The 26,676-nt window shown below is 31.0% G+C and carries 27 protein-coding genes, 2 tRNA genes and 1 pseudogene; 15 read left to right on the top strand and 15 right to left on the bottom strand.

Annotated elements, in window-relative coordinates; translation table 11 throughout:
• Positions 1–7 precede the first annotated feature (7 nt).
• The 7 genes from pyrH to AJ882_RS08615 all read right to left on the bottom strand — a co-directional run bounded on the left by pyrH (position 8) and on the right by AJ882_RS08615 (position 6,823).
• Entirely contained in the window at positions 8–727 is a 720-nt protein-coding gene (gene pyrH / locus AJ882_RS08645; protein ID WP_002854049.1) for a UMP kinase, read from the bottom strand.
• Positions 728–778: 51 nt separating this feature from the next.
• On the bottom strand, positions 779–1,972 hold the full coding sequence (locus AJ882_RS08640) for a murein hydrolase activator EnvC family protein (RefSeq protein ID WP_002867342.1): 1,194 nt from the start codon (positions 1,970–1,972) through the stop codon (positions 779–781).
• A complete protein-coding gene (locus AJ882_RS08635) occupies positions 1,969–2,775 on the bottom strand; it encodes an ABC transporter permease (RefSeq protein ID WP_002867341.1) in 807 nt (268 codons plus the stop codon). The genes AJ882_RS08640 and AJ882_RS08635 overlap by 4 nt, the downstream gene beginning before the upstream one ends.
• Complete coding sequence (locus AJ882_RS08630) at positions 2,762–3,427, bottom strand: cell division ATP-binding protein FtsE (protein ID WP_002856386.1); 666 nt, start codon at positions 3,425–3,427, stop codon at positions 2,762–2,764. The genes AJ882_RS08635 and AJ882_RS08630 overlap by 14 nt, the downstream gene beginning before the upstream one ends.
• Before the next feature lie 69 nt (positions 3,428–3,496).
• Positions 3,497–4,675 (bottom strand): tRNA (guanosine(46)-N7)-methyltransferase TrmB, encoded by a 1,179-nt coding sequence (gene trmB, locus AJ882_RS08625; RefSeq protein ID WP_011049923.1) that lies wholly within the window; start codon positions 4,673–4,675, stop codon positions 3,497–3,499.
• Positions 4,675–5,910, bottom strand: a complete 1,236-nt coding sequence (locus AJ882_RS08620) for a fibronectin type III domain-containing protein (RefSeq protein ID WP_074482847.1) — start codon at positions 5,908–5,910, stop codon at positions 4,675–4,677. Before AJ882_RS08620 ends, trmB begins: the two co-directional genes overlap by 1 nt.
• Positions 5,855–6,823 carry an RluA family pseudouridine synthase gene (locus AJ882_RS08615; RefSeq protein ID WP_002867338.1) on the bottom strand — a complete coding sequence of 323 codons (969 nt, stop codon included), beginning with the start codon at positions 6,821–6,823 and terminating at the stop codon, positions 5,855–5,857. The genes AJ882_RS08620 and AJ882_RS08615 overlap by 56 nt, the downstream gene beginning before the upstream one ends.
• Positions 6,824–6,900: 77 nt before the next feature.
• On the opposite strand from AJ882_RS08615, the gene AJ882_RS08610 reads away from it, so the two are divergent.
• Together AJ882_RS08610 and AJ882_RS08605 are read left to right on the top strand one after the other, a co-directional pair.
• Entirely contained in the window at positions 6,901–8,001 is a 1,101-nt protein-coding gene (locus AJ882_RS08610; RefSeq protein WP_002887899.1) for an FtsW/RodA/SpoVE family cell cycle protein, read from the top strand.
• Positions 8,002–8,054: 53 nt separating this feature from the next.
• Positions 8,055–8,131 (top strand) — tRNA-Ile (locus AJ882_RS08605).
• A gap of 115 nt (positions 8,132–8,246) precedes the next feature.
• Here AJ882_RS08605 and AJ882_RS08600 read toward each other — a convergent pair.
• Positions 8,247–8,322, bottom strand: a tRNA-Phe gene (locus tag AJ882_RS08600).
• A gap of 139 nt (positions 8,323–8,461) precedes the next feature.
• On the opposite strand from AJ882_RS08600, the gene AJ882_RS08595 reads away from it, so the two are divergent.
• Together AJ882_RS08595 and AJ882_RS08590 are read left to right on the top strand one after the other, a co-directional pair.
• Positions 8,462–9,805, top strand: a complete 1,344-nt coding sequence (locus tag AJ882_RS08595) for a TrkH family potassium uptake protein (protein ID WP_002867336.1) — start codon at positions 8,462–8,464, stop codon at positions 9,803–9,805.
• Positions 9,806–9,815: 10 nt separating this feature from the next.
• Positions 9,816–10,466 carry a potassium channel family protein gene (locus tag AJ882_RS08590; RefSeq protein ID WP_002853664.1) on the top strand — a complete coding sequence of 217 codons (651 nt, stop codon included), beginning with the start codon at positions 9,816–9,818 and terminating at the stop codon, positions 10,464–10,466.
• Here AJ882_RS08590 and AJ882_RS08585 read toward each other — a convergent pair.
• From AJ882_RS08585 to gltX, 4 genes are read right to left on the bottom strand one after another with little or no spacing between them, the layout of a single operon-like run.
• A complete protein-coding gene (locus AJ882_RS08585; protein ID WP_002867335.1) occupies positions 10,463–11,134 on the bottom strand; it encodes an MqnA/MqnD/SBP family protein in 672 nt (223 codons plus the stop codon). The genes AJ882_RS08590 and AJ882_RS08585 overlap by 4 nt on opposite strands.
• Positions 11,135–11,139: 5 nt before the next feature.
• The gene (gene upp / locus AJ882_RS08580; protein WP_002867334.1) at positions 11,140–11,766 is read right to left on the bottom strand and encodes a uracil phosphoribosyltransferase; all 627 of its coding nucleotides are present in this window, start codon (positions 11,764–11,766) and stop codon (positions 11,140–11,142) included.
• Positions 11,763–12,998, bottom strand: coding sequence for a malic enzyme-like NAD(P)-binding protein (locus AJ882_RS08575; protein WP_002867333.1), 1,236 nt, complete (start codon positions 12,996–12,998; stop codon positions 11,763–11,765). Before AJ882_RS08575 ends, upp begins: the two co-directional genes overlap by 4 nt.
• 1 nt (position 12,999) lies before the next feature.
• Positions 13,000–14,391, bottom strand: coding sequence for a glutamate--tRNA ligase (gltX, locus tag AJ882_RS08570; protein WP_011049940.1), 1,392 nt, complete (start codon positions 14,389–14,391; stop codon positions 13,000–13,002).
• Between the two features lie 64 nt (positions 14,392–14,455).
• Here gltX and salC point away from each other — a divergent pair, with 64 nt between their 5' ends.
• Positions 14,456–15,271, top strand: a complete 816-nt coding sequence (salC, locus tag AJ882_RS08565; RefSeq protein WP_011049941.1) for a peptidylprolyl isomerase SalC — start codon at positions 14,456–14,458, stop codon at positions 15,269–15,271.
• A gap of 36 nt (positions 15,272–15,307) precedes the next feature.
• Here salC and AJ882_RS08560 read toward each other — a convergent pair whose 3' ends face one another.
• Together AJ882_RS08560 and accB are read right to left on the bottom strand one after the other, a co-directional pair.
• Entirely contained in the window at positions 15,308–16,639 is a 1,332-nt protein-coding gene (locus AJ882_RS08560; RefSeq protein ID WP_002867331.1) for an acetyl-CoA carboxylase biotin carboxylase subunit, read from the bottom strand.
• 1 nt (position 16,640) lies between these two features.
• Positions 16,641–17,096, bottom strand: coding sequence for an acetyl-CoA carboxylase biotin carboxyl carrier protein (gene accB, locus AJ882_RS08555; RefSeq protein ID WP_002853623.1), 456 nt, complete (start codon positions 17,094–17,096; stop codon positions 16,641–16,643).
• Between the two features lie 147 nt (positions 17,097–17,243).
• Here accB and dcd point away from each other — a divergent pair, with 147 nt between their 5' ends.
• The 10 genes and pseudogenes from dcd to AJ882_RS08505 all read left to right on the top strand — a co-directional run bounded on the left by dcd (position 17,244) and on the right by AJ882_RS08505 (position 26,032).
• The gene (gene dcd / locus AJ882_RS08550; RefSeq protein ID WP_002859334.1) at positions 17,244–17,804 is read left to right on the top strand and encodes a dCTP deaminase; all 561 of its coding nucleotides are present in this window, start codon (positions 17,244–17,246) and stop codon (positions 17,802–17,804) included.
• A gap of 48 nt (positions 17,805–17,852) precedes the next feature.
• Positions 17,853–18,857 carry a UDP-N-acetylglucosamine 4,6-dehydratase (inverting) gene (gene pseB, locus AJ882_RS08545; RefSeq protein WP_002859335.1) on the top strand — a complete coding sequence of 335 codons (1,005 nt, stop codon included), beginning with the start codon at positions 17,853–17,855 and terminating at the stop codon, positions 18,855–18,857.
• A gap of 1 nt (position 18,858) precedes the next feature.
• The gene (gene pseC / locus AJ882_RS08540; protein ID WP_011049942.1) at positions 18,859–19,989 is read left to right on the top strand and encodes a UDP-4-amino-4,6-dideoxy-N-acetyl-beta-L-altrosamine transaminase; all 1,131 of its coding nucleotides are present in this window, start codon (positions 18,859–18,861) and stop codon (positions 19,987–19,989) included.
• A pseudogene (locus tag AJ882_RS08535) lies at positions 19,982–21,293 on the top strand (DUF4910 domain-containing protein). Before pseC ends, AJ882_RS08535 begins: the two are co-directional and overlap by 8 nt.
• Complete coding sequence (locus tag AJ882_RS08530; RefSeq protein WP_070279740.1) at positions 21,290–22,075, top strand: AAC(3) family N-acetyltransferase; 786 nt, start codon at positions 21,290–21,292, stop codon at positions 22,073–22,075. Before AJ882_RS08535 ends, AJ882_RS08530 begins: the two are co-directional and overlap by 4 nt.
• On the top strand, positions 22,072–22,296 hold the full coding sequence (locus AJ882_RS08525) for an acyl carrier protein (RefSeq protein WP_032591391.1): 225 nt from the start codon (positions 22,072–22,074) through the stop codon (positions 22,294–22,296). Before AJ882_RS08530 ends, AJ882_RS08525 begins: the two co-directional genes overlap by 4 nt.
• Entirely contained in the window at positions 22,290–23,198 is a 909-nt protein-coding gene (locus tag AJ882_RS08520; protein ID WP_002788411.1) for a class I SAM-dependent methyltransferase, read from the top strand. The genes AJ882_RS08525 and AJ882_RS08520 overlap by 7 nt, the downstream gene beginning before the upstream one ends.
• Positions 23,198–24,760, top strand: coding sequence for an HAD family hydrolase (locus AJ882_RS08515; protein WP_002867328.1), 1,563 nt, complete (start codon positions 23,198–23,200; stop codon positions 24,758–24,760). The genes AJ882_RS08520 and AJ882_RS08515 overlap by 1 nt, the downstream gene beginning before the upstream one ends.
• Positions 24,750–25,811, top strand: a complete 1,062-nt coding sequence (locus tag AJ882_RS08510) for a beta-ketoacyl-ACP synthase III (RefSeq protein ID WP_011049944.1) — start codon at positions 24,750–24,752, stop codon at positions 25,809–25,811. Before AJ882_RS08515 ends, AJ882_RS08510 begins: the two co-directional genes overlap by 11 nt.
• Positions 25,811–26,032: an acyl carrier protein gene (locus AJ882_RS08505; protein WP_002789840.1), complete on the top strand. Its 222-nt coding sequence runs from the start codon at positions 25,811–25,813 to the stop codon at positions 26,030–26,032. Before AJ882_RS08510 ends, AJ882_RS08505 begins: the two co-directional genes overlap by 1 nt.
• Before the next feature lie 13 nt (positions 26,033–26,045).
• Here AJ882_RS08505 and AJ882_RS09690 read toward each other — a convergent pair.
• A partial coding sequence (locus AJ882_RS09690; RefSeq protein WP_261659913.1) for a DUF2920 family protein occupies positions 26,046–26,676 on the bottom strand: 631 nt, incomplete at its 5' end.

Raw genomic sequence — 26,676 nt, 5'->3', positions numbered from 1 at the left:
TTTCTCCTTAATTATTTTTAACGATTGAACAAAGGCTAGTATCACCTTGTATGATTTTAAGTAAATTACCCTCTTCAAACATATTACAAACCACAATAGGAAGTTTGTTATCTTTAGCTAAAGCTATAGCTGTATCATCCATCACTTTAATATTATCTTGCATAGCCTCATCATAACTTAAAGTATTTAAAAATACTGCATCATCAAATTGTTTTGGATCTTTATCATAAACTCCATTAACTTTTGTAGCTTTTATTACCATATCTGCATCAATTTCCACAGCTCTTAAAATAGCTGTTGTATCCGTAGTAAAATAAGGGTTTCCAGTACCTGCAGCAAAAACCACAACACGACCCTTTTCTAAGTGTCTTTGCGCTCTTCTCATAATATAAGTTTCACAAAATGCTTCCATCTGAATGGCGCTTTGAACCCTAACTTCAAGTCCAGAGCTTTCCAAAGCTTCTTGTATAGCAATAGCATTGATAACTGTAGCAAGCATTCCCATATGATCTCCACTTGTCCTTTTAATCAATCCGCCCTTAGCAGCACTTACTCCGCGAATAATATTACCACCGCCTATAACTATGCCTACTTCTATTTGATTTTTTATAAGTTCTTTAATCTCTGAAGCTATGAATTTTAAAATAGAATTTTCTATACCAAAGCCATTTTCACCTGCTAAAGCCTCTCCTGAAAATTTTACTAAAACTCTTTTTCTCTCTTGCATTATTTCTCCTTATTTAACTTGAAATTATATTTTAAATTCCATTAAATTTAGCTAATTTAAGCTAATGAGTTCCAAAGGATTGATATGAAAATTTTTTTGAGTTACTTCAAAAGTAAGATCATTTTTTATTCTACCCACTACGGCACCTTTTTTAATATTCTTACCAACTTTAATATTAGGAGCAATCTTATCTAAATGTGCGTATATTGTATGTATGCCATTATCATGTTCAACAATAACAACTCGAGCTAACATACTAGTATCTTTAGCAAAAACTATTTTTCCATCTAGCACATTTTTAACAACTGCATCGCTTTTATTACTTCTTAAAACTACATTCTCGTTAAAAATTTTAAGATTGTAAACAGGATCAACATAATTTCCAAATTTTTGCTTCACAGTAAAAGAATCCAATGGAGCTATGGTTTTTTTTCCTGTGTAACGCTTGACTGAACTTCCTTGATAGCTTGAACCTAATTGCCTTATTTGTTGATTATTTTTTACTATTTTAGTATCATTTTTGTTTAAATTTGCACCTTCTTTATTATTAATAATTTTTAATTGATTTAATGTTTTTCTAAGCTCTTCTTGCTGAGCTTGTAAGTCATCGAGTTTTTTTGCATATATGGTTCGATCTGTTTTTTGTTTATTAATTTCGCTAATTTGTTTTTGTTTTAAACTTTGAAGCTTGGCTAATTGAGCGTTGTAATCCTTAAGACTTTCATTGATTTTCTTAATCTGAGCTTGTTTATCATCAATAAGCCTGCTTACTCCCTCATAATCTTTAGAAATTTTAAAAATTTCTTCATTTAAAACTTTGTTTAAACTTCCTAAAATTTCAAAAGCCATAAAACTTTCTTCACTTTCAATATAGCCTTGAGGGATAGGTAAATCATAAGCAAAATCTTTAGCCATTAAAGATATAAGCTTACCTTCCATATTTGATTTACTTTTAAGCAAATCTTCATTTTGGCTTGTAAGGGTGTTTAACTCTTGATTTTGAGCCTTAGCACTTGCTTCAAGCTTAGAAGTTTGTGAATTTAAGCTTTCAATTTGCAAACTTAGATCTTTCAAACTTTTTTCACCATTTAAAATATCGCTAGCCAAATCTTCAAGTTTTTTATTTAACTGTTCTTGTATGCGTTTATTTTCTTCTAAACTTTTTGTTTTTTCATTTATAGCGTTTGCTAAACTTATATCAACAAACAAAAAAAAACAAAAAAAGATAAGAATATTTTTTCTCATCTTTTAACCTTAAACATAACCGTATTTACACACAACAAGCAAATAAACAAAGTAGCTAAAAAAATTAAAGTCAAATGTAAAATAAAATTAATAGGTGGAAAAATAATATCTACAGCCTTTAAACTTTCTTGGATAATAGAAAGATCAAAAATTTGGGTAAAAAAGGCAAGTAAAATAACAAAAGCAATAAAACAATCAACCACAACCACCTTATAAAGCATAAAAGATCTAAACCAAAACGGAGCTCCAAATAAACACATAATTTCAATACGATCGGTATGTTCATAAAGCCAAATTCTCATCTGTTTTAAAAACAAAACAAAGGCAAGTAAAATAATGATAAACAAAAATAACCAAAAAACAAATTTCATCAAAATAAGCAAAGAGTATATCTTATCATGGGTTTTGGAAAAAGTTTCAACCTTACTAACACCTACAATATTTAAAAGTTGATTTTTAATCGAATTTAGTTCATTTTGATCGGGCAAAGAATTTAATTTTAAAGTATAAAATTTTGGTAGAGAATCTTTTAAAACTTTCAAATTCTTTTCAGAAACATCATTTTTCAAACGATCAATTAAACCCTTAGGATCTAAAGATTCAAGTCCAGCAAAAAATGGTACTTTTGTTTTTACTACATTCTGATCAAGTTTAGTTTTGCTGACAACTATAATATTATAATCTTTATTAACAAGTTCTTCATAATGCTTTAAAGTTGCATTTGTAACCAAAATAAATTCAAAAGCAAACATCATAAAAAGTAAAGGTAAAATTAAAGATAAATGTGTTTTAAAAAATTTCATTCATTTTTCCATTTTCTATATTAAAACGACGATAATCCACTCTTAAATTACTAGGAATTCTATGTGTTACCACTATAACACAAGTTCCTAAAAGCTCTCTAGCAGATTTTAAAAGAGTCCATATAATATCAGAAGAATACTCGTCCAAATTTCCCGTTGGCTCATCGCAAAGCAAAAGCTTTGGATTATGAGCTAAAGCCCTAGCCATAGCGACGCGTTGTTGCTCACCACCGCTAAGTTGATTAGGCAATTTATCTGCTTTAAAAGTTAAATTTACATGCTTTAAAAGCTTAGCAGCTTGATCATGACATACTTTTTTGCTATAACCTTTAATCATTAAAGGCAACATAACATTTTTTTCAACACTATATTCTTGTACAAGTTTATAATCTTGAAAAATAATCCCTATTCTTTGACGTAATTTTAAAAGTTCTAAATTTCCAATTTTATTCATCAAAGATCCACATACTTCAAGTTTACCAGAAATAGGTTCTAAATCTCCATAAAAAGACTTTAAAAGCGTACTCTTACCACTCCCACTTTTACCCGTAATAAAAACAAAATCATCATCCTTAAAAGCAAAACTCGCTTCTTTAATAACTAGTTCATCATAACCTAAAGTAAGTTTATTTGCTTGGATTAAATTAGGCATCCTTTTTCCTTAATTTCCCTTTTTAAATTTTTAAATTATGCTTTATTTTTGCTTAATTTTCAAGAAAAATTATATTTTAAACTGAACTTTTAAAATTTCTTTTAATTCATTTATCGCTTTAATATTTTCTTGAATTTTAAATGGCTCTTTAAAAGCAAAATCAATCGTTTTATCAAGATGCAAATAACAATGTTCAGGCTTATTAAAAGCTCCAAAAGCAACCTTTAAAAGCAAATTCTCATCTTGTTTATAGATGCTTTCAAAATGCAAGAAAAAATCATCTTTTTTTATAGTAATATTTTTAAAGTTCTGCTCTATTTTTTTCAAATCCTCTTTAGAAAATTCAACCGATGAGAGATTAAATTCATTTAACTCATAGTTTTTACACTCTTGGTTAAAATTCCACACCCAAAGATCATATATATTTTTTTCTTGCTTTTTCCATCTATCTTCATATTTGCTTGAAATTTCTAAATTTTCATTTTTTCTAAGACTAAATTTTGGAACAGGAAAAGTCAAAAATTGTTCTAGAGTAAAATTAAAATACTCAAAACTATCTGTTCTAAGTTCAAAACGACCATTTTGGGTTAAAACCCTAGCACATTCTTTGCAAAAATCTTTCCCAATAACTCGCCTATGAGGCTTTTTGTCCCAAGGAACAGGAAAATGTAGAAAAATCTTTTCAACTGATTTTGATTTTAATACACTCAATAACAATCTCGCATCACTTTGGATTAGCAAAATATTATTTACATTTTGTGCTTTAGCAAGTTTAGCCACTTGAGTTAAAGCTGGGTTGTAAATTTCCACCCCTAAAATTAAAACATTTGGATTTTCTTTTGCTTGATAAAGCAAATGTCTTCCTGATCCAAAGCCTATTTCTATATAAATTTTACCTTGAAGCCTAGACAAAAGCTCATCAAAATTGTCAACGATAAATGGTGTTTTTTCAATTAAAGCATTGTTTTTAAGTCCAAAAGCTTCATTGATAATATCCTCACAAAAACCTTCTTTAAAGATTTTTAAAGCCTTTTGCAAATAACCTATTTTAGAAGGTTTTGTATGTTTATCGCCTTTAATCACAAAACCATTTTGTGCTTTTTTAATCTGCAGAAAAAAACTCTCTTCTTGAACCTTTGTATAAATAAGACTAACATTATCATTCTTAGCAAGCCAAAGAAATTCAACATCATCCTTACTATAAGGCAGATTTATTTCTTTGATCTTTTTACTTTTAAAATTTGGCACTACTGAGCCGCCTTAACTTTGCTTGAAGGTTCTGAACGAAGTCCAGCTGAATCAATAGCAATAACTTCATAACTATATTCCACCCCTGGTAAAGCTTTTACATCTTTTAATCGCTTTTCTTTAATCCCTTTAAAAACTGCATTTTGCTCCCCACCATAGCGTCTTATTTCATACTCAACAGCTCTAGTATCATTATCACTCCATTCTAAATTTATCCCTTCACTTGTGCTTTGGGTCAAAATAATACTAGGAGCCAAAGGGTTGCCTAAAGTTTTACCTTCTACACCATCTTTTGGCATAGGACTTTCAAGACCATCTTTATCGACCATTGTTACTTTATAATACTTGCTTTTACCTGCTCCTTCTACTATATCCTCATAAGAATTTTTATCAGTCTTTGCCAAAACACTAAAAGGAAGGAAACTTGAGCTCGTAGAATAAACTTTATAATAAGAAAAATCTTCATACGTAGGAGCATCCCAAGTTAAAATGATTTTATTAGAACCATCTGTACTAGCACTTAAATGCTCAACTTGAGGAGGTAAAGCCTTGCTTGTAGAACTTACAACTTGACTTGGCTCACTCTTTATCCCATTAAAACTCACAGCAATAATTCTATAACTTGAATTTTCATTAGGTTTTAAATCACTATCGATGTATTCAGCGTTTAAACGATTTTTTACTTCTGCAATTTTTTTAAATTCTTTATCATCACCTTTGGTTCTTTCAATAATATAAGAATCAACCCTAAAATCAGGATGCGGACGCCAAATAAGTTTAATACGATTAGGCAAATTAGTCACAGCTTGAACAAAAGGAACAGCTTCAAGTCTTGGAGCTGTGCTCACTTCTATAACCTTGCCATCTTCTGAAATTTGTCCTTGTTCATTAAAGCTTTTCATCATATAACGATACTTAGTACCAGGCTCTAATTTAGTATCTACATAATGAGTTTGAAACTTATCTTTAATAGTACCTACAAGTTTAAAATCAGGATTTTCATCGCTAGAACGATACAGATAAAATCCTTTGATATTTTCATTATATAAAGGCTCCCATTCAAAAGCAATGTTACTCATATCACTAAGATTTTTTAAACTTTCAACCTTTGGCAAGCTCTCATTTACAGCAGGCTCTTTGCTTGAAACTAGCGAATTCATTTGCGAAACACTACAAGCACTAAGCAAAAGAGTTAAAAAACTCAAGTAAAAACTCAAGCGAAATCTTTTCATCATTCTCTCCTAAATTAATTTGTTCAAACATAATATTTTTAAAATCTTCCATCAAAGGTGCTTTAACAAAAATTTGCTCTTTGGTTTTTGGATGGATAAAATACAAAAAATAAGCATGTAGCATTATCCTACAATCATACTTACCGTTATAACCATACAAACCATCACCCAAAATATGGCGATTTAAACTAGCTAAATGCGCTCTAATTTGATGAGTTCTTCCTGTGAAAAGCTTAGCAGCCATCAAAGTTAAGTTTTCAGTTTTTACTACATTTATAAAAGCTGATTTTGCGTTTTTACTGAATTTATTTTCCTTATCTATGGCTATTTTTTTAATAGCATTAGAAGGCGAACGCATTAAAAATTTTTCTACTATAATTTTATCTTCTTTTAGTGGCAAATCAATTAACGCAAGGTAAATTCTTCCCATGCTTTTATCTGCAAGCTGTTCACTTAATTTTTGATGGGTGAAATTATTTTTCGCTATTAGTATAGATCCGCTTGTATCTTTATCTAATCTATGGACAAGACCAGCTCTTATCTCTCCTCCTAAATTTGATAAAGTATATTTTTTTTCTATTAACCAATCCACCAAAGTGGCATTTTTAACGCTACTTGCTCCATGAACGACTAAATTTGAAGGTTTATTTAAAACAAGCAAGTCTTCATCTTCGTATAACACATCAATATCAAAATCCACTTCAAACTGAGGTTTTATCTCATTGCAAAGCTTTAAACTTGCAATAGAAATAATATCACCATTTTTAAGCTTAAATGAATTTTTATCTTGAATTTTATCATTAACCTGTACACAATCTTTTTCTATAAGTAAAGCAACTTGATTGCGACTTTGGTTTAATTTTTTAGCCAAAAATACATCAAGCCTTGAATTTTCATCTACTAAAAAAGTTTGCATTTTTTCCTTAGAGGTTTTGATAAATTTAAAATTTTAGTTTATAATTATAGCTTTATATTACCAACTGAAGGCAAATTTTGTTTAGATTAGATAGAAGAATTTTAACTCATTTTGACTATATGCAACCCATTTTATTTTTACCCATAATTCTTATTTCATTTTTCTTAATCTTTGAAGCTAATCCTTTTTTAGCAGAAAAACAGTTTGTTTATGCCTGTGTGGGATTGTTTGCTTTTATGGTTTTTTTCTTCTTTCCCATAAGGAAATTTATTTGGATTATTCCTGTTGCTTATTGGATTAATATTTTTTTATTGCTAAGCGTAGATATTTTTGGGGTTGAAAAATTAGGTGCTAAAAGATGGCTTGAAATTCCTTTTACTCACTTTACTATACAACCTTCTGAAATTTTTAAACCTAGTTTTATTTTAATGCTTGCCTATCTTATTTATCAAAATCCTCCTCCAAAAAATGGATACAAACTTAAACAATTCATCAAACTTAGCTTTTACATCATCTTGCCTTTTTTGCTAATTGCAAAAGAACCTGATTTAGGAAGTGCTATGGTTTTACTACTTGTTGGTTTTGGAGTGCTTTTTATCATGGGAGTTCATTATAAAATTTGGTTAAGTATTGTTATAGCTATAAGCGTTAGCTCTCCTATTATTTATACACATCTTTTAAAGCCCTACCAAAAGCAAAGAATTCATGATTTTATTTCAGAAAAACCAAGTTATCAAGTAACCCAATCAATGATAGCTATTGGAAATGGTGGTTTAACTGGAAAATCTCAAGATGAAGCTACACAAACTCATTTTAAATTTTTACCTATTTCAACTAGCGATTTTATCTTCGCTTACATGATAGAAAGATTTGGATTTATTGGGGGATTAACATTAATTATATTTTATATTTTACTTATTTTTCATCTACTTAGTTTAAATTATAAACTTAAAGATGATTATTTTGCTAGAGTTGCTATTAATTGCGTTGCATTATTTATTTTTATTTACGCGGCAGTAAATATCTCAATGACTATAGGTTTTGCACCAGTAGTTGGGATCCCTTTGCCTTTTTTTAGTTATGGTGGAAGTTCTTTTACTATTTTTATGATTTTTTTTGGAATTTTACAGCATTTAATCACTTTTAGATATTTTTGGACGGATATAAAGGCTAAATAAAATATTTTTAAGCATTAATAAGATATAATTTTATCTTTTAATTCAACTTAGGCGGATTTATAGCTCAGTTGGTTAGAGCAACCGGCTCATAACCGGTTGGTCGCAGGTTCGAGTCCTGCTAAATCCACCATTCTATGTATATGTATAAGCTATAGATTCTCTCTTTAAAAAATAATTTTTAAATTCTTTAGATATTTCAATCTTATATAAAAAAGTATGTGATGTGATTTTTTTAAAAGATAAAGTGGTGGTTAGAGGCAGAATCGAACTGCCGACACGCAGATTTTCAGTCTGCTGCTCTACCGACTGAGCTATCCAACCACAATGTTTGATAAATTAAAAATACAATTGTATCTTTTTTTCTTTAATTTGAGTTTAAATACAAAAATAAAATTTTATTTCCCTTAAAGTTTTAATAAGATAGAATACCCGCTTTAGATCATTATCAAATGGAAATTTTTTGAAACAATTTGGACTAGATAGACGAACTTTTAAAATTTTACTAGCTGGTTATATTATTATTGCATTGTTTGGGGCTTTATTGCTACATTCAAGTTGGGCACATACAACCCCTATTGATTTTTTAGATGCCTTTTTTACAAGCACATCTGCTGTTAGTATGACAGGATTAGTAGTTAAAAACACTGCGGTTGATTTTACTTTAGCAGGGCAAATTATTATCTTAGCTTTAGTACAAATTGGCGGTTTAGGATATATGGGTATAGGTTTATTTGTTTATATACTCATACGCAAAAAAGTTGGTTTTAGTGCAAGAAATTTACTAAAAGAGTCTTTATTTTATCCATCAATGGATGGTTTATTTAAATTTTTTAAAAAGGTGTTGCTGTTCATTTTTACTATAGAATTGATAGGTGCTATACTTCTCACCATGCGTTTTGCCCTTGAAATGAATTTTAAGAAAGCTTTATGGTTTGGAATTTTTCATTCTATTAGCGCTTTTAATAATTCTGGGTTTACTATATTTGAACATGGGCTTATAGCTTATAAACATGATATAACAATTAATCTTATTATCACTTCTTTGATTATTATTGGAGGGCTTGGATATTTTGTTTTGGTTGAATTATACTTTTTTCAAAGAAAAAAATTGCAAAATTTAAGCCTACATACAAAAATAGTTGTTGTTGCAAGTATTTTTCTTATACTCTCTTCAACACTTATTATTTTTGCTTTTGAATACTCAAATCCTCAAACTATAGGACATTTTTCATTTTTTGATAAAATTTTAAGCTCATATTTTATCGCTATTAACTACCGTACAGCAGGATTTAATACCTTAGATATGGGACATTTGCATGATGCAAGCTTATTTTTTGGATCATTGTTTATGGTTATTGGTGGTGCACCAGGTGGAACAGCTGGGGGTATGAAAGTAACAACTGTAATGGTTTTATTGCTCTATGCTTATTGGAGTATCCGCGATGGAAGAGTTAGAATTTTTGGACATGAAATTCCAAGAGAAACTATATCTAAAGCTTTTATCATAGCTGTAGGTTCAGCTGTTTATATAGTAATAGCTGTTATTTTGCTTTCCTTGCTAGAGTCAAAATTTGATTTTATAGCCTTGCTTTTTGAAACTTCTTCAGCTTTTGCAACTGTAGGAATTTCAGTAGGAAATGGTGGAACTTTATCTTTATGCGCTTTGTTTAGTGATCCTAGCAAGGTAATTATCATCATTATGATGCTAAGTGGTAGGATAGGTGTTTTTGCTTTTTTACTCTCGGTATTCAAACAAGACAAATCTATTCATTTAAAATTCCCTGAAGGAAAGGTTAATTTATAAAGGTAAAATCGTGAAAAATCTTAATTATGGAATTATAGGACTTGGAAAATTTGGCTCAGTTGTAGCAGATGAACTCATTGCTGGAGGTCATACTGTTATCGTTGCAGATAAAGATGAGGAAGCTTTAAAAAGCATACAAAATCCTCCAAGCTATGCTTATATTTTAGATTCTACAAATATTTCAGCCCTAAAAGAAGCAGGCTTTCATGATGTTGAAGTTGTTATTGTCAGCATAGGAGAAAATGTTGAAAAATCAATCCTTACTCTTATGGCGCTTAAAGATATAGGTGTTAAAAATATCATTGCTAAAGCAACCTCTAATATCCATGGTCAAATTCTTTCTAAGTTAGGCGCCACAAAGGTTATTTATCCTGAAAAAGAAAGTGCTAAAAGACTAGTAAAAGAATTTTTAACCAAAGATGCTGATTATGAAGTTTTTGATCTTTCAGCAAATACTATACGAGCTATTAAGATCAATATAGATGAAAAATTAGCAGGAAATTCTTTAAAACATGTAGCACAAAATATGAAAGTGATTTCTTATAAAAAATTAAATAGCGACTGGGAAATACTACCTGATTTAGAAACCACGACAGTTTATAGTGGAGATGTTGTAATTCTCCTTGGAACAGTTAAGGAACTTAGAGAATTTGAACACTAAGCAAGATTTAAAGCCTTGCAAGCCTTTACAAAACGCTTTAAGGCTGTTTTTTCTTTGGTAGAAATTTTATGATATATAACTTCATCTAAATAATATCTAACATCTTTTACATCTAAATCCCTTGTTTTGGCATATTTTTGAAGTATATAATAGGGAATTTTAATCTTTGTTTTTGGAAATTTTTTCAAAATTTGTTTATATAAAGCTTTTTTTTGCACACAAGAAAATCTAGCAAAAACAAAAGGCAATCCTGTTTTTTCGTGCCATTTTGCACATAAATCGATATATTTAGAAGGATCTTTTAGATAAAGCTTTAAAGCCTTATCACCTATAATTACTTTTCCATCTTGTTTTAATACTTTAGCCAGAGCGTTTGAAGTTGCTGAACTTGGATCTTTGGCATTTGATGTATTTTTTTCTACTAATACACTTAAAACTCTTTTATTAGCACAAATACCCAAATCTAAATTTTTATATTTTTTTCTAGCACTTTCTATGCTTGAAATGATAGCTGCATCAATTCTTCTATAAAATAAATCTTTATTTAGCTTACTTGGAACTCCTTTTTTATACTCCATACTTGCTTTATAACCATTAGGTAGGGGATATTTCTTAAGATATATATGTAAAGGTAAAAGATTAATATAATCAATTTTTCCAAAAATCATCTCTTTTAAAGAGTGTTAAACACTCTATCTCCTGCATCTCCAAGCCCTGGGATAATATAACCTTTTTCATTTAAACCTTCATCAATACAAGCCACAAAAACTTCTACATCATCATGCATTTGGCTAAATTTTTTCAAACCTTGTGGAGCAGCAAGTATGGATATAAATTTTATTTTTTTAACTCCTTGGCTTTTTAAAAAATTACAAGCCTCTATAGCAGTCCCACCTGTAGCAAACATAGGATCTATAACAATAGCAGTGCGTTTTTTTGCATCTTTGGGAAGTTTTTGAAAATAAAAATCCGCCTTTAAAGTTTCTTCATTTCTCACAAACCCCAAAAACCCAACACTTGCATCAGGAATCATCTTAAAAACACTTTCAAGCATTCCTAATGCAGCTCTTAAAATAGGACAAATCATAATCTTTTCATCAAGTTTTTTTACTGTAGTTTTTTGTATAAGTGTTGAAATTTCAATTTCTTTTAAAGAAAAATCTTTACTCGCTTCAAAAAGCAAAAAAGATGAAATTTCATCGATTAACATACGAAATTGAAAGGGCTTTGTCTCTTTAGCCCTTAAAATTCCTAATTTATGTTCGATCAATGGATGATTGATACAATGAATATTTTTCATTTTAAGCTTTCAAAATAAGCTTTCTCATCAAAATTTTTCACCTTAGCCACACCATCTTTTACCGCAGCTGCTGCTACAGCTGTACTTACTGCAGCTTTTACTCTTTCATCAAAAGGTTTTGGTATAACATAATCTCTTCCAAATTCTAAAGTGCTTAAATTATAAGCTTTTTTAACCGCATCGCTTACAGGAAGTTTTGCAAGATCTGCTAATGCTTTAGCAGCCGCTACTTTCATATTTTCAGTGATTTTACTTGCACGCACATCTAAAGCCCCACGGAAAATAAAAGGAAAACCTAAAACATTATTGATTTGATTTGGATAATCACTTCTTCCTGTTCCTACAATCGCATCTTTTCTAAGTCTAGCTACATCTTCAGGCATCACTTCAGGAATAGGATTTGCCAAAGCAAAAATCACAGGATCTTTTGCCATGCTTAAAACCATTTCATCATCAAGAATTTTTGGTGCACTAAGTCCTAGGAAAACATCAGCTCCTTTTAAAACTTCTTTTAAAGTCTTTTCCTTAGAATCAACAGCAAATTCAAGCTTTTGAGGAGTTAAATCATTTCTATCTTTAGAAATCACTCCTTTGCTATCTACTAAAATAATATTTTCGACCCCTAAATTTCTATACATTTTAGCACTTGCTATACCTGCGGCACCTGCACCACTTACAACTACTTTGATGTCTTTAAATTTTTTACCACTTATTTCCATAGCATTCATAAGTCCCGCAGTTGAAATAATAGCTGTTCCGTGCTGATCATCGTGCATTACAGGAATTCCTAAATCTTGCAAAGCCGCTTCGATTTCAAAACATTTTGGAGCAGCTATATCTTCTAAATTTATCCCGCCTACAGTTGGAGCCAAAGCTTTGCAAAAATTTACAATCTCTTCCACACTATGAACATCAATTTCTATATCATAAGCATTGACATTTGCAAATTTTTTAAACAAACAAGCCTTACCTTCCATAACAGGTTTTGAAGCCTGCGCTCCTATGTTTCCAAGTCCTAAAACAGCAGAACCATCACTAACTATAGCTACTAAATTAGCCTTATTTGTATAAGTATAAGCAAGCTCATTATCTTTAGCGATTTCAAGGCAAGGTTCTGCAACTCCTGGGCTATACGCCAAAGATAGATCATGGCTTGTAGCCATTGGCTTACTTGGTACAATATCAATTTTCCCACCTAAATGGTATTTTAAAGCTTCTTCTTTTAAATTCATTTTATTTTCCTCTAACTTTTAAAAAATTTTCTATTCTTTTTTTGCACTCATCAACCTCTAAAAATTCTAATACTTCAAAAATACTAGGACTTACCGCACTCCCTGTTAAAGCTATGCGTATAGGCTGAGCCAAATCTTTTAACTTTGCTTCTTTTTTTTCTAAAAAATCATTTGTAAAATCTTCAAAATCTTTACCTGTTTTTTGATCTTTAAGTGTATTAGCAAATGCTTGGAGCAATTCTAAATTATTTTTGTTAATAAATTTTTGTACTGCATTTTCATCATAATTTTGCGGCGCATTAACTATACTTTTTGCACCATTGATAATATCATGCAAGGTTTTTGCACGCTCTCTTAATAAATCAAGTAAAAATCCTGCCTTTTCATAAACAGATAAATCAAAGCCAAGATCCTTAAGCTGACGGTTAATCTCTTCAAAAGGCAAAGTTTTAATATAATGAGCGTTAAGCCATTCAAGCTTTTTAGCATTATAACAAGATGCGCTTTTATTAATATGATAAGGGTCAAAAAGTTTTTTCAAATCTTCTAATGAAAAAACCTCATCATCACCATGGCTCCAACCTAAACGCACAAGAAAATTAAGCAAAGCTTGAGGTAAAATTCCCATTTCTTTGTATTCCATAACATCAGTTGCCCCATGTCTTTTTGAAAGCTTTTTACCATCTTCTCCATGTATCATAGCCACATGAAAAAATTTAGGAATTTTAAAACCCAATGCCTCATAAAGCACAATTTGTTTAGGAGTATTTGAAAGATGATCATCTCCGCGAATCACATCACTTACCCCCATTAAAGCATCATCAATAACAACAGTAAAATTATAAGTTGGAGTTCCATCACTTCTTGCAATGATAAAATCATCCATTATATCCTCTGCTTTAAATCTCACCTCGCCTTTAACCCCATCTTTAAAAACAATCTCACCGCTTTGAGGTGCTTTAATACGCACAACAGGCTCTATACCCTGAGGTGGCGTGCCTGTAAATTCTCTATATCTTCCATCATATCTTGGGCGCTCTTTGGCAGCTTCTTGCTTGGCGCGCAATTCTTCTAATTCTTCTTTACTCATATAACAATAATACGCCTTGCCTTCATCTAAAAGCTTTTTAACATATTCTTTATAAAGATCAAAACGCTCTGATTGGTAAGTTACTTCTCCATCATGTTCTAAACCGCACCATTTAAAAGCTTCGATAATTGCTTTAGTAGCTTCTTTGGAATTTCTTTTTAAATCCGTATCTTCGATACGAAGTAAAAAATTTCCACCATTTTTTCTAGCGTATAAATAATTATAAAGAGCTGTTCTAAGTCCACCTATGTGCAAATACCCTGTTGGGCTTGGAGCAAAACGCGTTGTAAGTTTTTCGTGCATTTTTTGCCTTTTCTTAAATTTTTATTGATATAATGCGATATTTATACTTAAATAAAGGTTTGAAATGAAAAAAATTTTATTAAGTTTTGCATTTTTTGCAAGTTTAGCTAGTGCAAATACCATTAATGCTATAGCTGTAGTTGTAGACAAAGAGCCTATCACAACTTATGATATAGATCAAACTATGAAAGTACTTAAAATTGATAGAAATAAAGCTTTAGGCGTACTCATCAATGAAAAAATGGAAATTTCACAAATGAAACAACTAGGTATTGTAGTCAATGATCTAGAGCTTGATGATGCTATAAATAAAATGCTTGCTCAAAACAAAACGACTTTAAATGCTTTCAAAGCAAATTTAAAATCCAAAAATCAAAGCTATGAACAATTTCGTGCAAATTTTAAAAAAGACTTAGAAAAAAGAAAGCTTTATGAAAAAATCGCAAGTATGGCAAAAACTGATTTTAGTGATGATGGAGCAAAAAAATTTTTCGAACAAAATAAAGATAAATTCACTTTTTATACACAAATTAATGCAAATATTTATCTATCAAACAATCCTCAAACTTTAGAAAATATCAAAAATACAAAAAAAACAATCCTTAAACCACAAAATGCATCTTTAAACACAAGTAATGCCGATCCAAGACTTTTAGGGCTTTTATCACAAATTCCTGTTGGAGGCTTTTCCCCTGTTTTAAATGGAAAAAATGGCTATGAACTCTATGAAGTTAAAAGCAGAGATGGGGCACAAACTCCTGAATATGAACAAGTTAAAAATGAAGTTTTAAACGCTTATGTAAGTGAACAAAGACAAAATTTTATACAGGATTATTTTGATAAACTCCGCTCTAAAATCAATATAGAATATTTAAGATAAAAATTACAATTAAAATTTCCCTTTAATAGGGAAATTTTAATGTCTTGCAAGATAATTTGTATCGTAATTATTATTAATAAAATCAGGATTTTCCATCATAGAAAGATGAAAATCTTTGGTTGTTTTTATCCCACTTATAAGCAACTCATCTAAAGCTACTTTCATTTTTGCAATAGCTTTATTGCGATCTTCTGCCCAAACTACAAGTTTGCCTATCATAGAATCATAATAAGGAGGCACGCTATAGTCTTGATAACAATGACTTTCCATTCTGACATTGCGTCCTGCTGGTGGAATGTATTTAGTAATCTTACCTGGACTTGGCAAGAAAGTTTTGGAATCTTCGGCTGTGATTCTACATTCTATAGAGTGCCCATTTAATTTAATACTTTCTTGAGATGGTAAAGCATAACCTTCTGCTACTTTAATCATTTGTTCTATGATATCAATCCCACTTACCATTTCACTTACACAGTGTTCAACTTGCAAACGCGTATTCATTTCTATAAAATAAAAATCCAAATTTTTATCTACTAAAAACTCAAAAGTTCCCGCACCTTCATATCCTATGGCTTTAGCTGCCTTAATAGCAGTTTCATGAAGCCTAGTGCGTGTTTTTTCATCAAGCAAAATCGCAGGGGATTCTTCTATAAGTTTTTGATGGCGTCTTTGCATAGAACAATCTCTTTCGCCCACATGAATCACATTCCCAAAACTATCTCCTATAATCTGTACTTCTATATGGCGTGGATTTTGTATGTATTTTTCCATATACATAGTTCCATCGCCAAATGCTGTCATAGCCTCGCTTTCAGCCGACCAATACGCTTTTTCAAGATCTTTTTCATTTTCAACCACACGCATACCACGACCACCACCACCTGCAGCTGCTTTTAAAATCACAGGATAACCTATTTCTTTGGCAAGTTTTTTAGCTGCTTCAGCTCCTGCCAAAGCCCCATCGCTTCCTGGGATCACAGGTACGCCTGCTCTTTGCATGACTTGTTTTGCTTTTGATTTATCACTCATTAAATTCATAGCTTCCACAGAAGGACCTATAAATTTGATGTTATGTTTAGCACAAATTTCAACAAAATTTTGATTTTCGCTTAAAAATCCGTATCCTGGAAAAATCGCATCTGCTTCAGCAATTTCAGCTGCTGTAATAATAGCTGGGATATTTAAATAGCTTTCAGAACTTCTTGCTTTGCCTATACAAATGCTTGCATCAGCGTATTTTAAATACAAAGCATCTTTATCTGCTTCAGAATACACACAAATTGCTTTTTTACCCATTTCTTTAATCGTTCTTAAAGCACGCAGTGCTATTTCTCCACGATTAGCAATTAATATGCTTTTAATTTCCATTTTATAATTTCTCCACCGCAAATAAAGGCATTCCAAATTCTACAGGCTGACCATCAGCAACTAAAATTTCAGCGATCCTACAATCAAATTCCGCTTCAATTTCATTCATAATTTTCATCGCTTCGATAATAGCTATAGTATCGCCTTTTTTAACCGTACTGCCTACTTTTACAAAAGGTGCTGCACCTGGACTTGGAGCTTGATAGAAAGTTCCTACCATAGGGCTATTTATACTTGGTTTGTTTGATTTTACACTTTGACTAGGTTGAGCTTCGTTTACAACGCTTACATTGATAGGTTGTGGAGCTGGAACTGGAGGACAAACAGGAGCTGGAACATCGCAGCACATATCTCTTTCAAGTTCTATTTCAAAACCATCTTGTTCTTTGATCTTAATTTTACTAATATTTGCTTCAGCAAAAAGGTTTACTAACTCTTTAATTTCTTCTTTTGTCATAAAATTCTCCTACAAAATTTAAGAACTTAACCTTGTATTATATAAAAAAACTTGAAATTTAACTTTAAAAAAGAAAAAAATCATAAAAAATATAGATTTTTTAGGTTATAATCCTTACAAACAATTACAAATATTAAAAGGTTAAAAATGGGCTTAAAAGCGGATAATTGGATAAGAAAAATGGCATTAGAACACAAGATGATCGAACCATTTTGCGAAGCAAATATAGGAAAAGGTGTGGTAAGCTATGGACTTTCAAGCTATGGTTATGATATACGCGTAGGACGTGAGTTTAAAATTTTTACCAATGTTAATTCAACTGTAGTGGATCCAAAAAATTTCGTAGAAGAAAATGTAGTAGATTTTGAAGGTGATGTATGTATAGTTCCTGCAAATTCTTTTACCCTAGCTAGAACTATAGAGTATTTTAAAATGCCTGATGATGTCTTAGCTATTTGTCTTGGCAAAAGCACTTATGCAAGATGTGGTATCATCGTCAATGTTACCCCTTTTGAACCAGGTTTTGAAGGACATATTACTATAGAAATTTCAAATACTACGCCTTTACCTGCAAAAATTTATGCTAATGAAGGCATAGCACAAGTGTTGTTTTTACAAGGTGATGAAAAATGTGACACCACTTATAAAGATAAAAAAGGCAAGTATCAAGCTCAAACGGGCATAACCTTGCCAAGAATTTTAAAATAGGAACACTTGTTGCTTTAATTTTAAAAAACTTAAGCAAAGGAAGGCAAAATGTTTAACAAAAAAAATATCTTAATCACAGGCGGAACAGGCTCTTTTGGAAAAACCTATACTAAGGTTTTGCTAGAAAATTATAAACCTAATAAAATCATCATTTATTCTCGTGATGAGCTTAAACAATTTGAAATGGCAAGCGTTTTTAACGCTTCTTGCATGCGTTATTTCATAGGAGATGTAAGAGACAAAGAGCGTTTAAGCACTGCTATGCGTGATGTGGATTTTGTTATACATGCTGCTGCGATGAAGCATGTGCCTATTGCTGAATATAACCCTATGGAATGTATAAAAACAAACATCCACGGCGCGCAAAATGTCATAGATGCTTGTTTTGAAAATGGGGTTAAAAAATGTATCGCTCTTAGTACGGATAAGGCTTGCAATCCTGTAAATTTATACGGTGCAACCAAACTTGCAAGCGATAAGCTTTTTGTCGCTGCAAACAACATAGCAGGTAACAAGCAAACACGCTTTGGTGTTACAAGATATGGCAATGTTGTAGGTTCAAGAGGTTCAGTGGTGCCTTTCTTTAAAAAACTCATCAGCGAAGGAGCTAAAGAACTTCCTATCACCGATACGAGAATGACTCGTTTTTGGATCAGCCTTGAAGATGGAGTAAAATTTGTACTGAGTAATTTTGAAAGAATGCATGGAGGAGAAATCTTTATCCCTAAAATTCCTTCGATGAAAATCACCGATCTAGCCCATGCTCTAGCTCCTAATTTAAGCCATAAAATCATAGGCATAAGAGCAGGAGAAAAACTACATGAAATCATGATTTCAAGCGATGATAGTCATTTAACCTATGAATTTGAAAACTACTATGCCATAAGCCCTAGCATTAAACTTGTAGATAAAGATAATGACTTTAGTATCAATGCCCTAGGCGAAAAAGGACAAAAGGTAAAAGATGGTTTTTCTTATAGTTCGGATAATAATCCTTTATGGACAAGCGAAAAAGAACTTTTAGAAATCATCAATCACACCGAAGGTTTTTAAAATGCTTACTTATTCTCATCAAAACATCGATCAAAGCGATATAGATGCGCTTACAAAAGCTTTAAAAGATGAAATTTTAACAGGGGGTAAAAAGGTAGATGAATTTGAAGAAGCCCTTTGTGAATATGTGGGCGTAAAACACGCTTGTGTATTAAACTCAGCCACTTCAGCCCTTCATCTTGCCTATACAGCACTAGGCATCAAAGAAAAAATCGTTTTAACCACTCCTTTAACCTTCGCTGCTACGGCTAATGCGGCCTTAATAGCTGGAGCTAAGGTAGAGTTTATCGACATTAAAAACGATGGCAATATTGATGAAAAAAAACTAGAAGCAAGACTTTTAAAAGATAGTAAAAATATAGGAGCTATTAGCGTGGTGGATTTTGGGGGAAATAGCGTTGAAATAGATGAAATTTCAAGCCTTGCTAAAAAATACAATATCCCTTTAATCGATGATGCAAGCCATGCTTTAGGTGCTTTGTATAAAAGTGAAAAAGTAGGAAAAAAAGCCGATCTTTCTATATTTTCTTTTCACCCTGTTAAGCCTATCACTACTTTTGAAGGTGGGGCTGTGGTGAGTGATAATGAAGAGCTTATCGATAAAATCAAGCTTTTAAGAAGCCATGGTATTGTTAAAAAAAGGCTTTGGGATAGCGATATGGTAGAACTTGGCTATAATTACCGCTTAAGTGATGTTGCTTGTGCTTTAGGGATAAACCAGCTTAAAAAACTCGATCATAATCTTGAAAAAAGAGAAGAAATCGCAAGTTTTTACGATAAAGAATTTGAAAAAAATCCTTATTTTTCCACGATAAAAATCAAAAATTATAAAAAAAGCTCAAGACATTTATACCCTATCTTGCTTTTTCCTGAATTTTATTGTCAAAAAGAAGAGCTTTTTGAAAGCTTGCTTCATGCAGGAGTTGGTGTACAGGTGCATTACAAACCTACTTATGAGTTTAGTTTTTATAAAAAACTCTTAGGGGAAATCAAACTCCAAAATGCGGATAATTTTTACAAAGCCGAGCTTAGCATACCTTGTCATCAAGAAATGAATCTAAAAGATGCAAAATTTGTCAAAGATACTTTATTTAGCATTCTTGAAAAAGTTAAAAAGGGATATTGTGGATAAGCTAGACTTTAGAAGCCAAGATTTTAGCCAAACTGGAAAGGCTATGTATGAACTAGCTTGTGAACTTTTTCCTATCCCTAGAAGTATCACAGGGCAAGGTTTTAGAGATAGCTTAGAAATTTTAAATAAAACTCTGGGCGGGGGGGGGGATACTCAAATTTCACTCTATAAAAAGTGGTACAAAGGTTTTTGACTGGATAGTCCCTGATGAATGGAACGCCAAAGAAGCCTATATCATCACTCCAGAAGGAGAAAAAATTTGTGATTTTAAAAAGCATAATCTACACCTTCTAAACTATAGCGAAGCTATCGATAAAGAAATCGAACTAGAAGAACTTCAAGATCATCTTTACTCCATAGAAGAAATGCCCGATGCTATTCCTTATGTAACGAGTTATTACAAAAGGCGTTGGGGATTTTGTCTCACGCATAATGAAAGAAAAAAACTTAAAAAAGGCAAATACAAAGTTTATATCGATGCAAAACATGATGAAAATGGGGTTTTGGACTATGCTGATTTTATCCTACCTAGTACGCAAAATTCAAAAGATGAAATTTTAATTTCAACCTATCTTTGTCATCCTTCCATGGCAAATAACGAGCTTAGTGGCCCTGTGGTGGCTATTTTCCTAGCAAAATGGCTTTTGGGTTTAAAAGAAAGAAAATATAATTACCGCTTTGTCATCATCCCTGAAACCATAGGGTCTATAGTCTATCTTAGCAAACATTTAGAGCATTTAAAAAAATATGTTAAAGCAGGCTTTGTGCTTTCTTGCTTAGGCGATGATCATGCTTACTCACTCATACATACACCTAAAGAAAACACTCTAAGCGATAAAGTTGCCTTGCATACGCTTAAAAATAAAGAAAATTTCAAAGCTTTTAGTTTTTTGGATCGCGGAAGCGATGAAAGACAATACAATGCTCCGCTTGTAAATCTTGGCATTGTAGGAGTATGTCGCACAAGATACCTAGAATACGAACAATACCACACCAGCAAAGATAATCTCAATTTTATCTCTGAAAAAGGTTTAATGGGTGGACTTCAAAGCATGCAAGAAATGATTTTAAATCTAGAAATCAACGCCGTATATAAAAACACCATAGTATGCGAGCCCAATCTTGGCAAAAGAGGACTATATCATACCCTTAGCACTGCCAATGACATTCCTTTAGCTTGTAATTTTCTAGCTTACTGTGATGGAGAGAATGATATCATCGATATAGCCAATATCTTAAATATGCAAGCTTATGAATTTAAAGAACTTTTGAAAAAAATAAAATTTTATGGACTAGTAAAATGAAATATTTTTTAGAACACAATGACAAAAAATACTCCGATAAGGATTTAATAGATGCTTTTTATCAACTAGGTATAAAAAGAGGCGATATTTTATGTGTACATACAGAACTTTTTAAATTTGGCATACCTTTGCTTTCTAGAAATGAATTTTTACAGACTATACTCAATTGTTTTTTTGAAGTTATAGGTCAGGAAGGCACTTTGATCATGCCAACCTTTACTTATAGTTTTTGTAAAAATGAAGTTTATGACAAAATAAATTCCAAAACAAAAATGGGAGCATTAAATGAATATTTTCGCAAACAAACAGGAGTAAAACGCACAAACGATCCTATATTTTCTTTTGCTATAAAAGGAGCAAAAGAAGAATTATTTTTAAAAGATACAACAAGTTGTTTTGGGGAAAATTGTGTTTATGAAGTTTTAGCCAAAGAGAATGGAAAATATATAATTTTTGGTTTAAATGAAGGGCACGCTCTAGTTCATTACGCAGAAGAAAAAAATACAACTTTTTGTAGATATTTTAAAAATTTTAAAGGTATTTTAATAAACGAAAAAAGGAAAGAAAAAACAATAACTATTGACTACTACGCTAGAGATTTGCAACAGTCTTATTTATGCGATATTAATAAAATTAATCCTATAATTCAAGAAACGCAAAATTATAAAAAAATAAATTTTGCTAAAAATTTTATAGAAATTTATAATACTAGAGAATATGTTCAAGCAATATGTCAAGCCTTGACCAATGATAAATTAGCCATATATAAGAAAGATCGATAATGAAACAATTTTATGAAATTTTAGAAAATATACTTGAAACCAAAGTAGATGAAAATACAAATTTAAGCATGGAAAACTGCAAGAACTGGACTTCTTTAGCTCATATTGATATCATCATGAGTTTAGAAGAAGAATTTGAAATCAAATTTAGCAAAGATGAATTAAGTCAGCTAAAATCTCAAAATGAACTTTTAAAAGCTATTAAGGAGAAATTATGTTAAAAAATACTAAAAAACTATTTAAACTCATAGAAGAAAAAAATGCTTTGCATAAAAAATGTTTAGATGGATTGCAACTTTCAGATGAAGAATATAATGATTTAGAAAAACTTATCATCTATTATAAAGATACATTAAACATCAATCTAGAAGAACAAGCTAAAAGTTATATAGTTGTACTCAATGACACTCTAGAAGAAACTAAATATTTTATAGAATTTGGAAAATATAGATATAGCACTTTAGCAGAAGTAAAAAATATGGTATATTTCAATGAAAATTATATGAAGCAATACATGGTGGGACTTGCTATATCTTCTTTTATTTGGAATGCTCATATTGAAGTTAGAAGATATTTTGCTAAATATATAGATAAAAAACAAGATCGAAAAAGCACTTATCTTGAAATCGGTCCTGGTCATGGAGAATTTTTTGTTAAAGCACTAAGAAGTCAAAAATTTATAGAATATTATGGAATAGATATTTCTCCTATAAGTTGTCAAATGAGCAAAGATATGGTAGAAAATCAATTTGGAGCAATTAATCAAAATAATTTTAAATGTGATTTTATATGTAAAGATTTCACTAAATGCAATTTCAACAATAAAGCAGATTTAGTTGTAATGGGAGAAGTCTTGGAGCACGTAGAACAACCTTTACAGTTTATGAAAGATGTAAAAACTTTACTGAATGATGGTGGAGAAATTTTTGCAACCATCCCTATCAACGCTCCTGCTATTGACCATATTTATTTATTTTCCCATCCTGATGAAGTTAAAGATTTGCTTAAAAATGCAGGTTTAAAAATCAAAGAATGCGAATATTTTATGGCAAATAATTATTCTTTAGAAAAAGCATTAAAAACAAAAAATGCCATTGTTATGGCAGTGGTTTTGGAAAAATAATGAATCTTTTTTCACCTCATTTAAAACGCAATGGGCTTATAAAATTTGCCAAAGAGTTAGACTTTAGTAAAAGTCAAGATCTTCTTGTTAATATCCATAGAAATCATGCTTTTGAAGGAGTGCAAAGCATCATTGCTCCTTTTTTACATTTTGCTAATTTAAGAGCTGAGTTTAATTTCAGCTCTTATGATGATAGCTTGAGTTTTGATAACTTTAAAGAAGCTAGTTTAGAACTTTTATGGCTAGATTTAACCCGCTATAAAAATAATGTGCAAAATTTTATAGAAGAAAGACTTTTAGAACTAAGAAAAATTTCACAAAACCCTATTTTAGTTCTTAGTTTAGGAGAATTTAAAACAGATAAAAAAATTTTAAATTGTGAAATTTTTAACATAGAAAAACTCATAAAAGAGTATTTTGATGAAGAAGATATTTTAGACCTAGCTAAAGAAGAACTTACAGGCTCTAAGCTTAATAATAAAGCCTTGATTTTTTTAGCACAAATTTTAGGACTTAGCCTCATCCCTGCACTCGTAAAACCCGCTCTTAAAGCTCTTGTACTTGATCTTGATAATACCTTGTATCAAGGAATTTTAGGTGAAGAGGGTATAGATAATCTTAATTTAAGTCCTTTGCACAAAACCTTACAAGAAAAAATTAAAACTTTTAAAAAACAAGGCTTTTTACTTGCCCTAGCTTCAAAAAATGAAGAAAAAGACGCAAAAAAACTTTTTGAAACAAGGAAAGATTTTATCTTACAATGGGATGATTTTGATGCTAGAATGATCAATTGGGAACCAAAGGGTGAAAATATCTTAAAAATTGCTAAAAAATTTAATATAAATACTAATGCTATGCTTTTTATAGATGATAATATCGCCGAGCTTGAAAACACTAAATTTACAGGTGTTAAAACACTTTTATGCGATGAAAATATACTTTATAAAATCAAGCTTTTTCCTAATCTTTTAAAACTTTCAAACACCAAAGAAGATCAAATTCGTGCCAAAGATATAGCAGCCAATGCTTTAAGAGAAGAGCTTAAAAGCTTAAGCGATGAAGAATATTTTCAAAATCTTGAAATCAGCTTAGATTTTAGACAAAATGATCTGCAAAATATCCCTCGCATTAGCGAACTTTTAGGCAAAACCAATCAATTTATCGCTAATTACACACGCTTAAATCAAGAAAAAGTCGCACAACACATGCAAAAAGAACTCATTGTAAGTGTGAGTATGAGTGATAAATTAAGCGATAGTGGGATTATCGCTATTTTTGTTTTTTCTTGTAAAGAAGGAAATTTATTTATCGATGATCTTTGCATTTCTTGTAGGGCTTTAGGTAGAAAACTTGAAACTAGAATGTTTTTTAAAGCCTTTGAACTAGCTTTACATTTCTTTGATCTTAAAAACAATAATGCAAGGCTTTACTATCAAAAAGGCGAAAGAAATATGCCATTTTTGAGCTTTTTAGAACAAATTTCCAAAGAATTTGAAAAAAACTCAGCCCTTATTCCATTTCAAAATTTAAACTTCAAAGGACTTATAATCCATGAAAACTAGATTTGATAAAGCCAAAATTTCAGGCATTTGCGTAAGCGTACCTGAACATAAAATTTGCATTGATGATGAGTTAGAAAGCGTTTTTTCAAACGATATCAAAACCCTTAAAAGAATGAAAAAAGTCATAGGTTTAAACACGCGTTATATTTGCGATGAAAACACTTGCGTAAGCGATCTTGGAAAACACGCAGCCAATACACTTTTACAAGGTTTAAATATAGATAAAAATAGCCTTGATGCACTCATCGTAGTAACTCAAAGTCCTGATTTTTTCATGCCTTCTACGGCTTGTTATTTACACCAACTTTTAAATTTAAGCTCCAAAACTGTAGCTTTTGATTTAGGGCAAGCTTGTGCAGGGTATTTATACGGCTTATTTGTCGCTCATTCTTTAATACAAAGTGGCTTAGGTAAAATTTTACTCATTTGTGGAGATACTTTAAGCAAATTCATCCACCCTAAAAATATGAATTTAGCTCCTATTTTTGGTGATGGAGTAAGTGCAACTTTAATTGAAAAAACGGATTTTAACGAAGCTTTTTTTGAGCTTGGAAGCGATGGAAAATATTTTGATAAACTCATCATTCCAAAAGGTGCGATGAGAATACCTAAAGCAGATATTTTCAACGATGATTCACTCATGCAAACTGAGGAGTTTAGACAATTAGAAAATCTTTATATGGACGGAGCAAATATTTTCAATATGGCTTTGGAAAGCGAACCTAAAAGCTTTAAAGAAATTTTAGAATTTTCTAAAGTAGATGAAAAAGACATTGCTTTTCATCTTTTTCATCAATCCAATGCGTATTTGGTTGATTGCATCAAAGAAGAATTAAAACTTAATGATGATAAAGTTCCTAATTTCATCATGGAAAAATACGCTAATTTAAGCGCTTGTTCACTACCTGCCCTACTTTGCGAACTAGATACTCCAAAAGAATTTAAAGCGAGTTTAAGTGCTTTTGGTGCAGGGCTTAGCTGGGGAAGTGCGGTGTTGAATTTCAAAGATTTATACACAAAAGATATTTTAATTTACACAAAGGAGAAATAATGACAAAAACTGAATTTTTAGAAGAGCTTAAAGAAGCTATGCATAGAGATGAAGACTTAAACGAGGATATGCTACTTGATGATATAGATGAGTGGGATAGTTTGGCTTTTGTATCTGTGATGGTGCTTTATAAAAATCTTTTTACTTTAAAAATCACAGCCGAGGACTTGAAAAATTGTCAAAAAGTAAGTGATTTAATCAATTTAGCAAAGCTTGATTAAAACCTTTAAGGTTTTAATCTTTTATCACTAATTCAAATTTGTCACCCACATCTTTAAATATAAACACTTTATTTCCACAAGGATAAGAGATGGAATTTTCTTGCATGAAAGATTTTCTTCCTTGTAGTTTTTCAAGCATTAAAGGAAGTTCTTTTCTAAATAAGGCTTTATCAGGTATACCACAACCATGATCTAAATTTTTAATAAATTTTCCATCAATTTTATTTTCATCTATCAAATTTAAGCTTACATCGTAACCTAAAATTTTTAATATTTGCATGGTTAGTTCTTTAAAATTTGCTGGAGTTAAAGGATCTTCTTTACTATGATAACTCACATAAATAATATTTTTATTTTTTTGACTTTGCAAAATCAAATGATCCTTATTTAACAATGTTCTAATAAAATAATTTTCATTATTAAAAAAATAAGGTGAATTTTCTTTACGCGTCCAGTGGGTTTTTAGAAAACAACTCACAAAAAAATGATCGCCCTGCATATACATATCCCCATTAGTATCTTTGCTTTTAAATTCCAACTCTCTACCAATAATATAATTAAGCGGTGGAACAGCCGAACCCGAATTATCAATCACACCATCCACATACCAAGGAGCTATTTTTGCTATGAGTAAAGATAGGTAT

The organism is Campylobacter sp. BCW_6461, assembly GCF_001762735.1.
GTDB classification, from domain to species: domain Bacteria; phylum Campylobacterota; class Campylobacteria; order Campylobacterales; family Campylobacteraceae; genus Campylobacter_D; species Campylobacter_D jejuni.
Note: the sequence above shows the minus strand (reverse complement) of the source record. Positions and strands in the feature narration are given on the sequence as shown.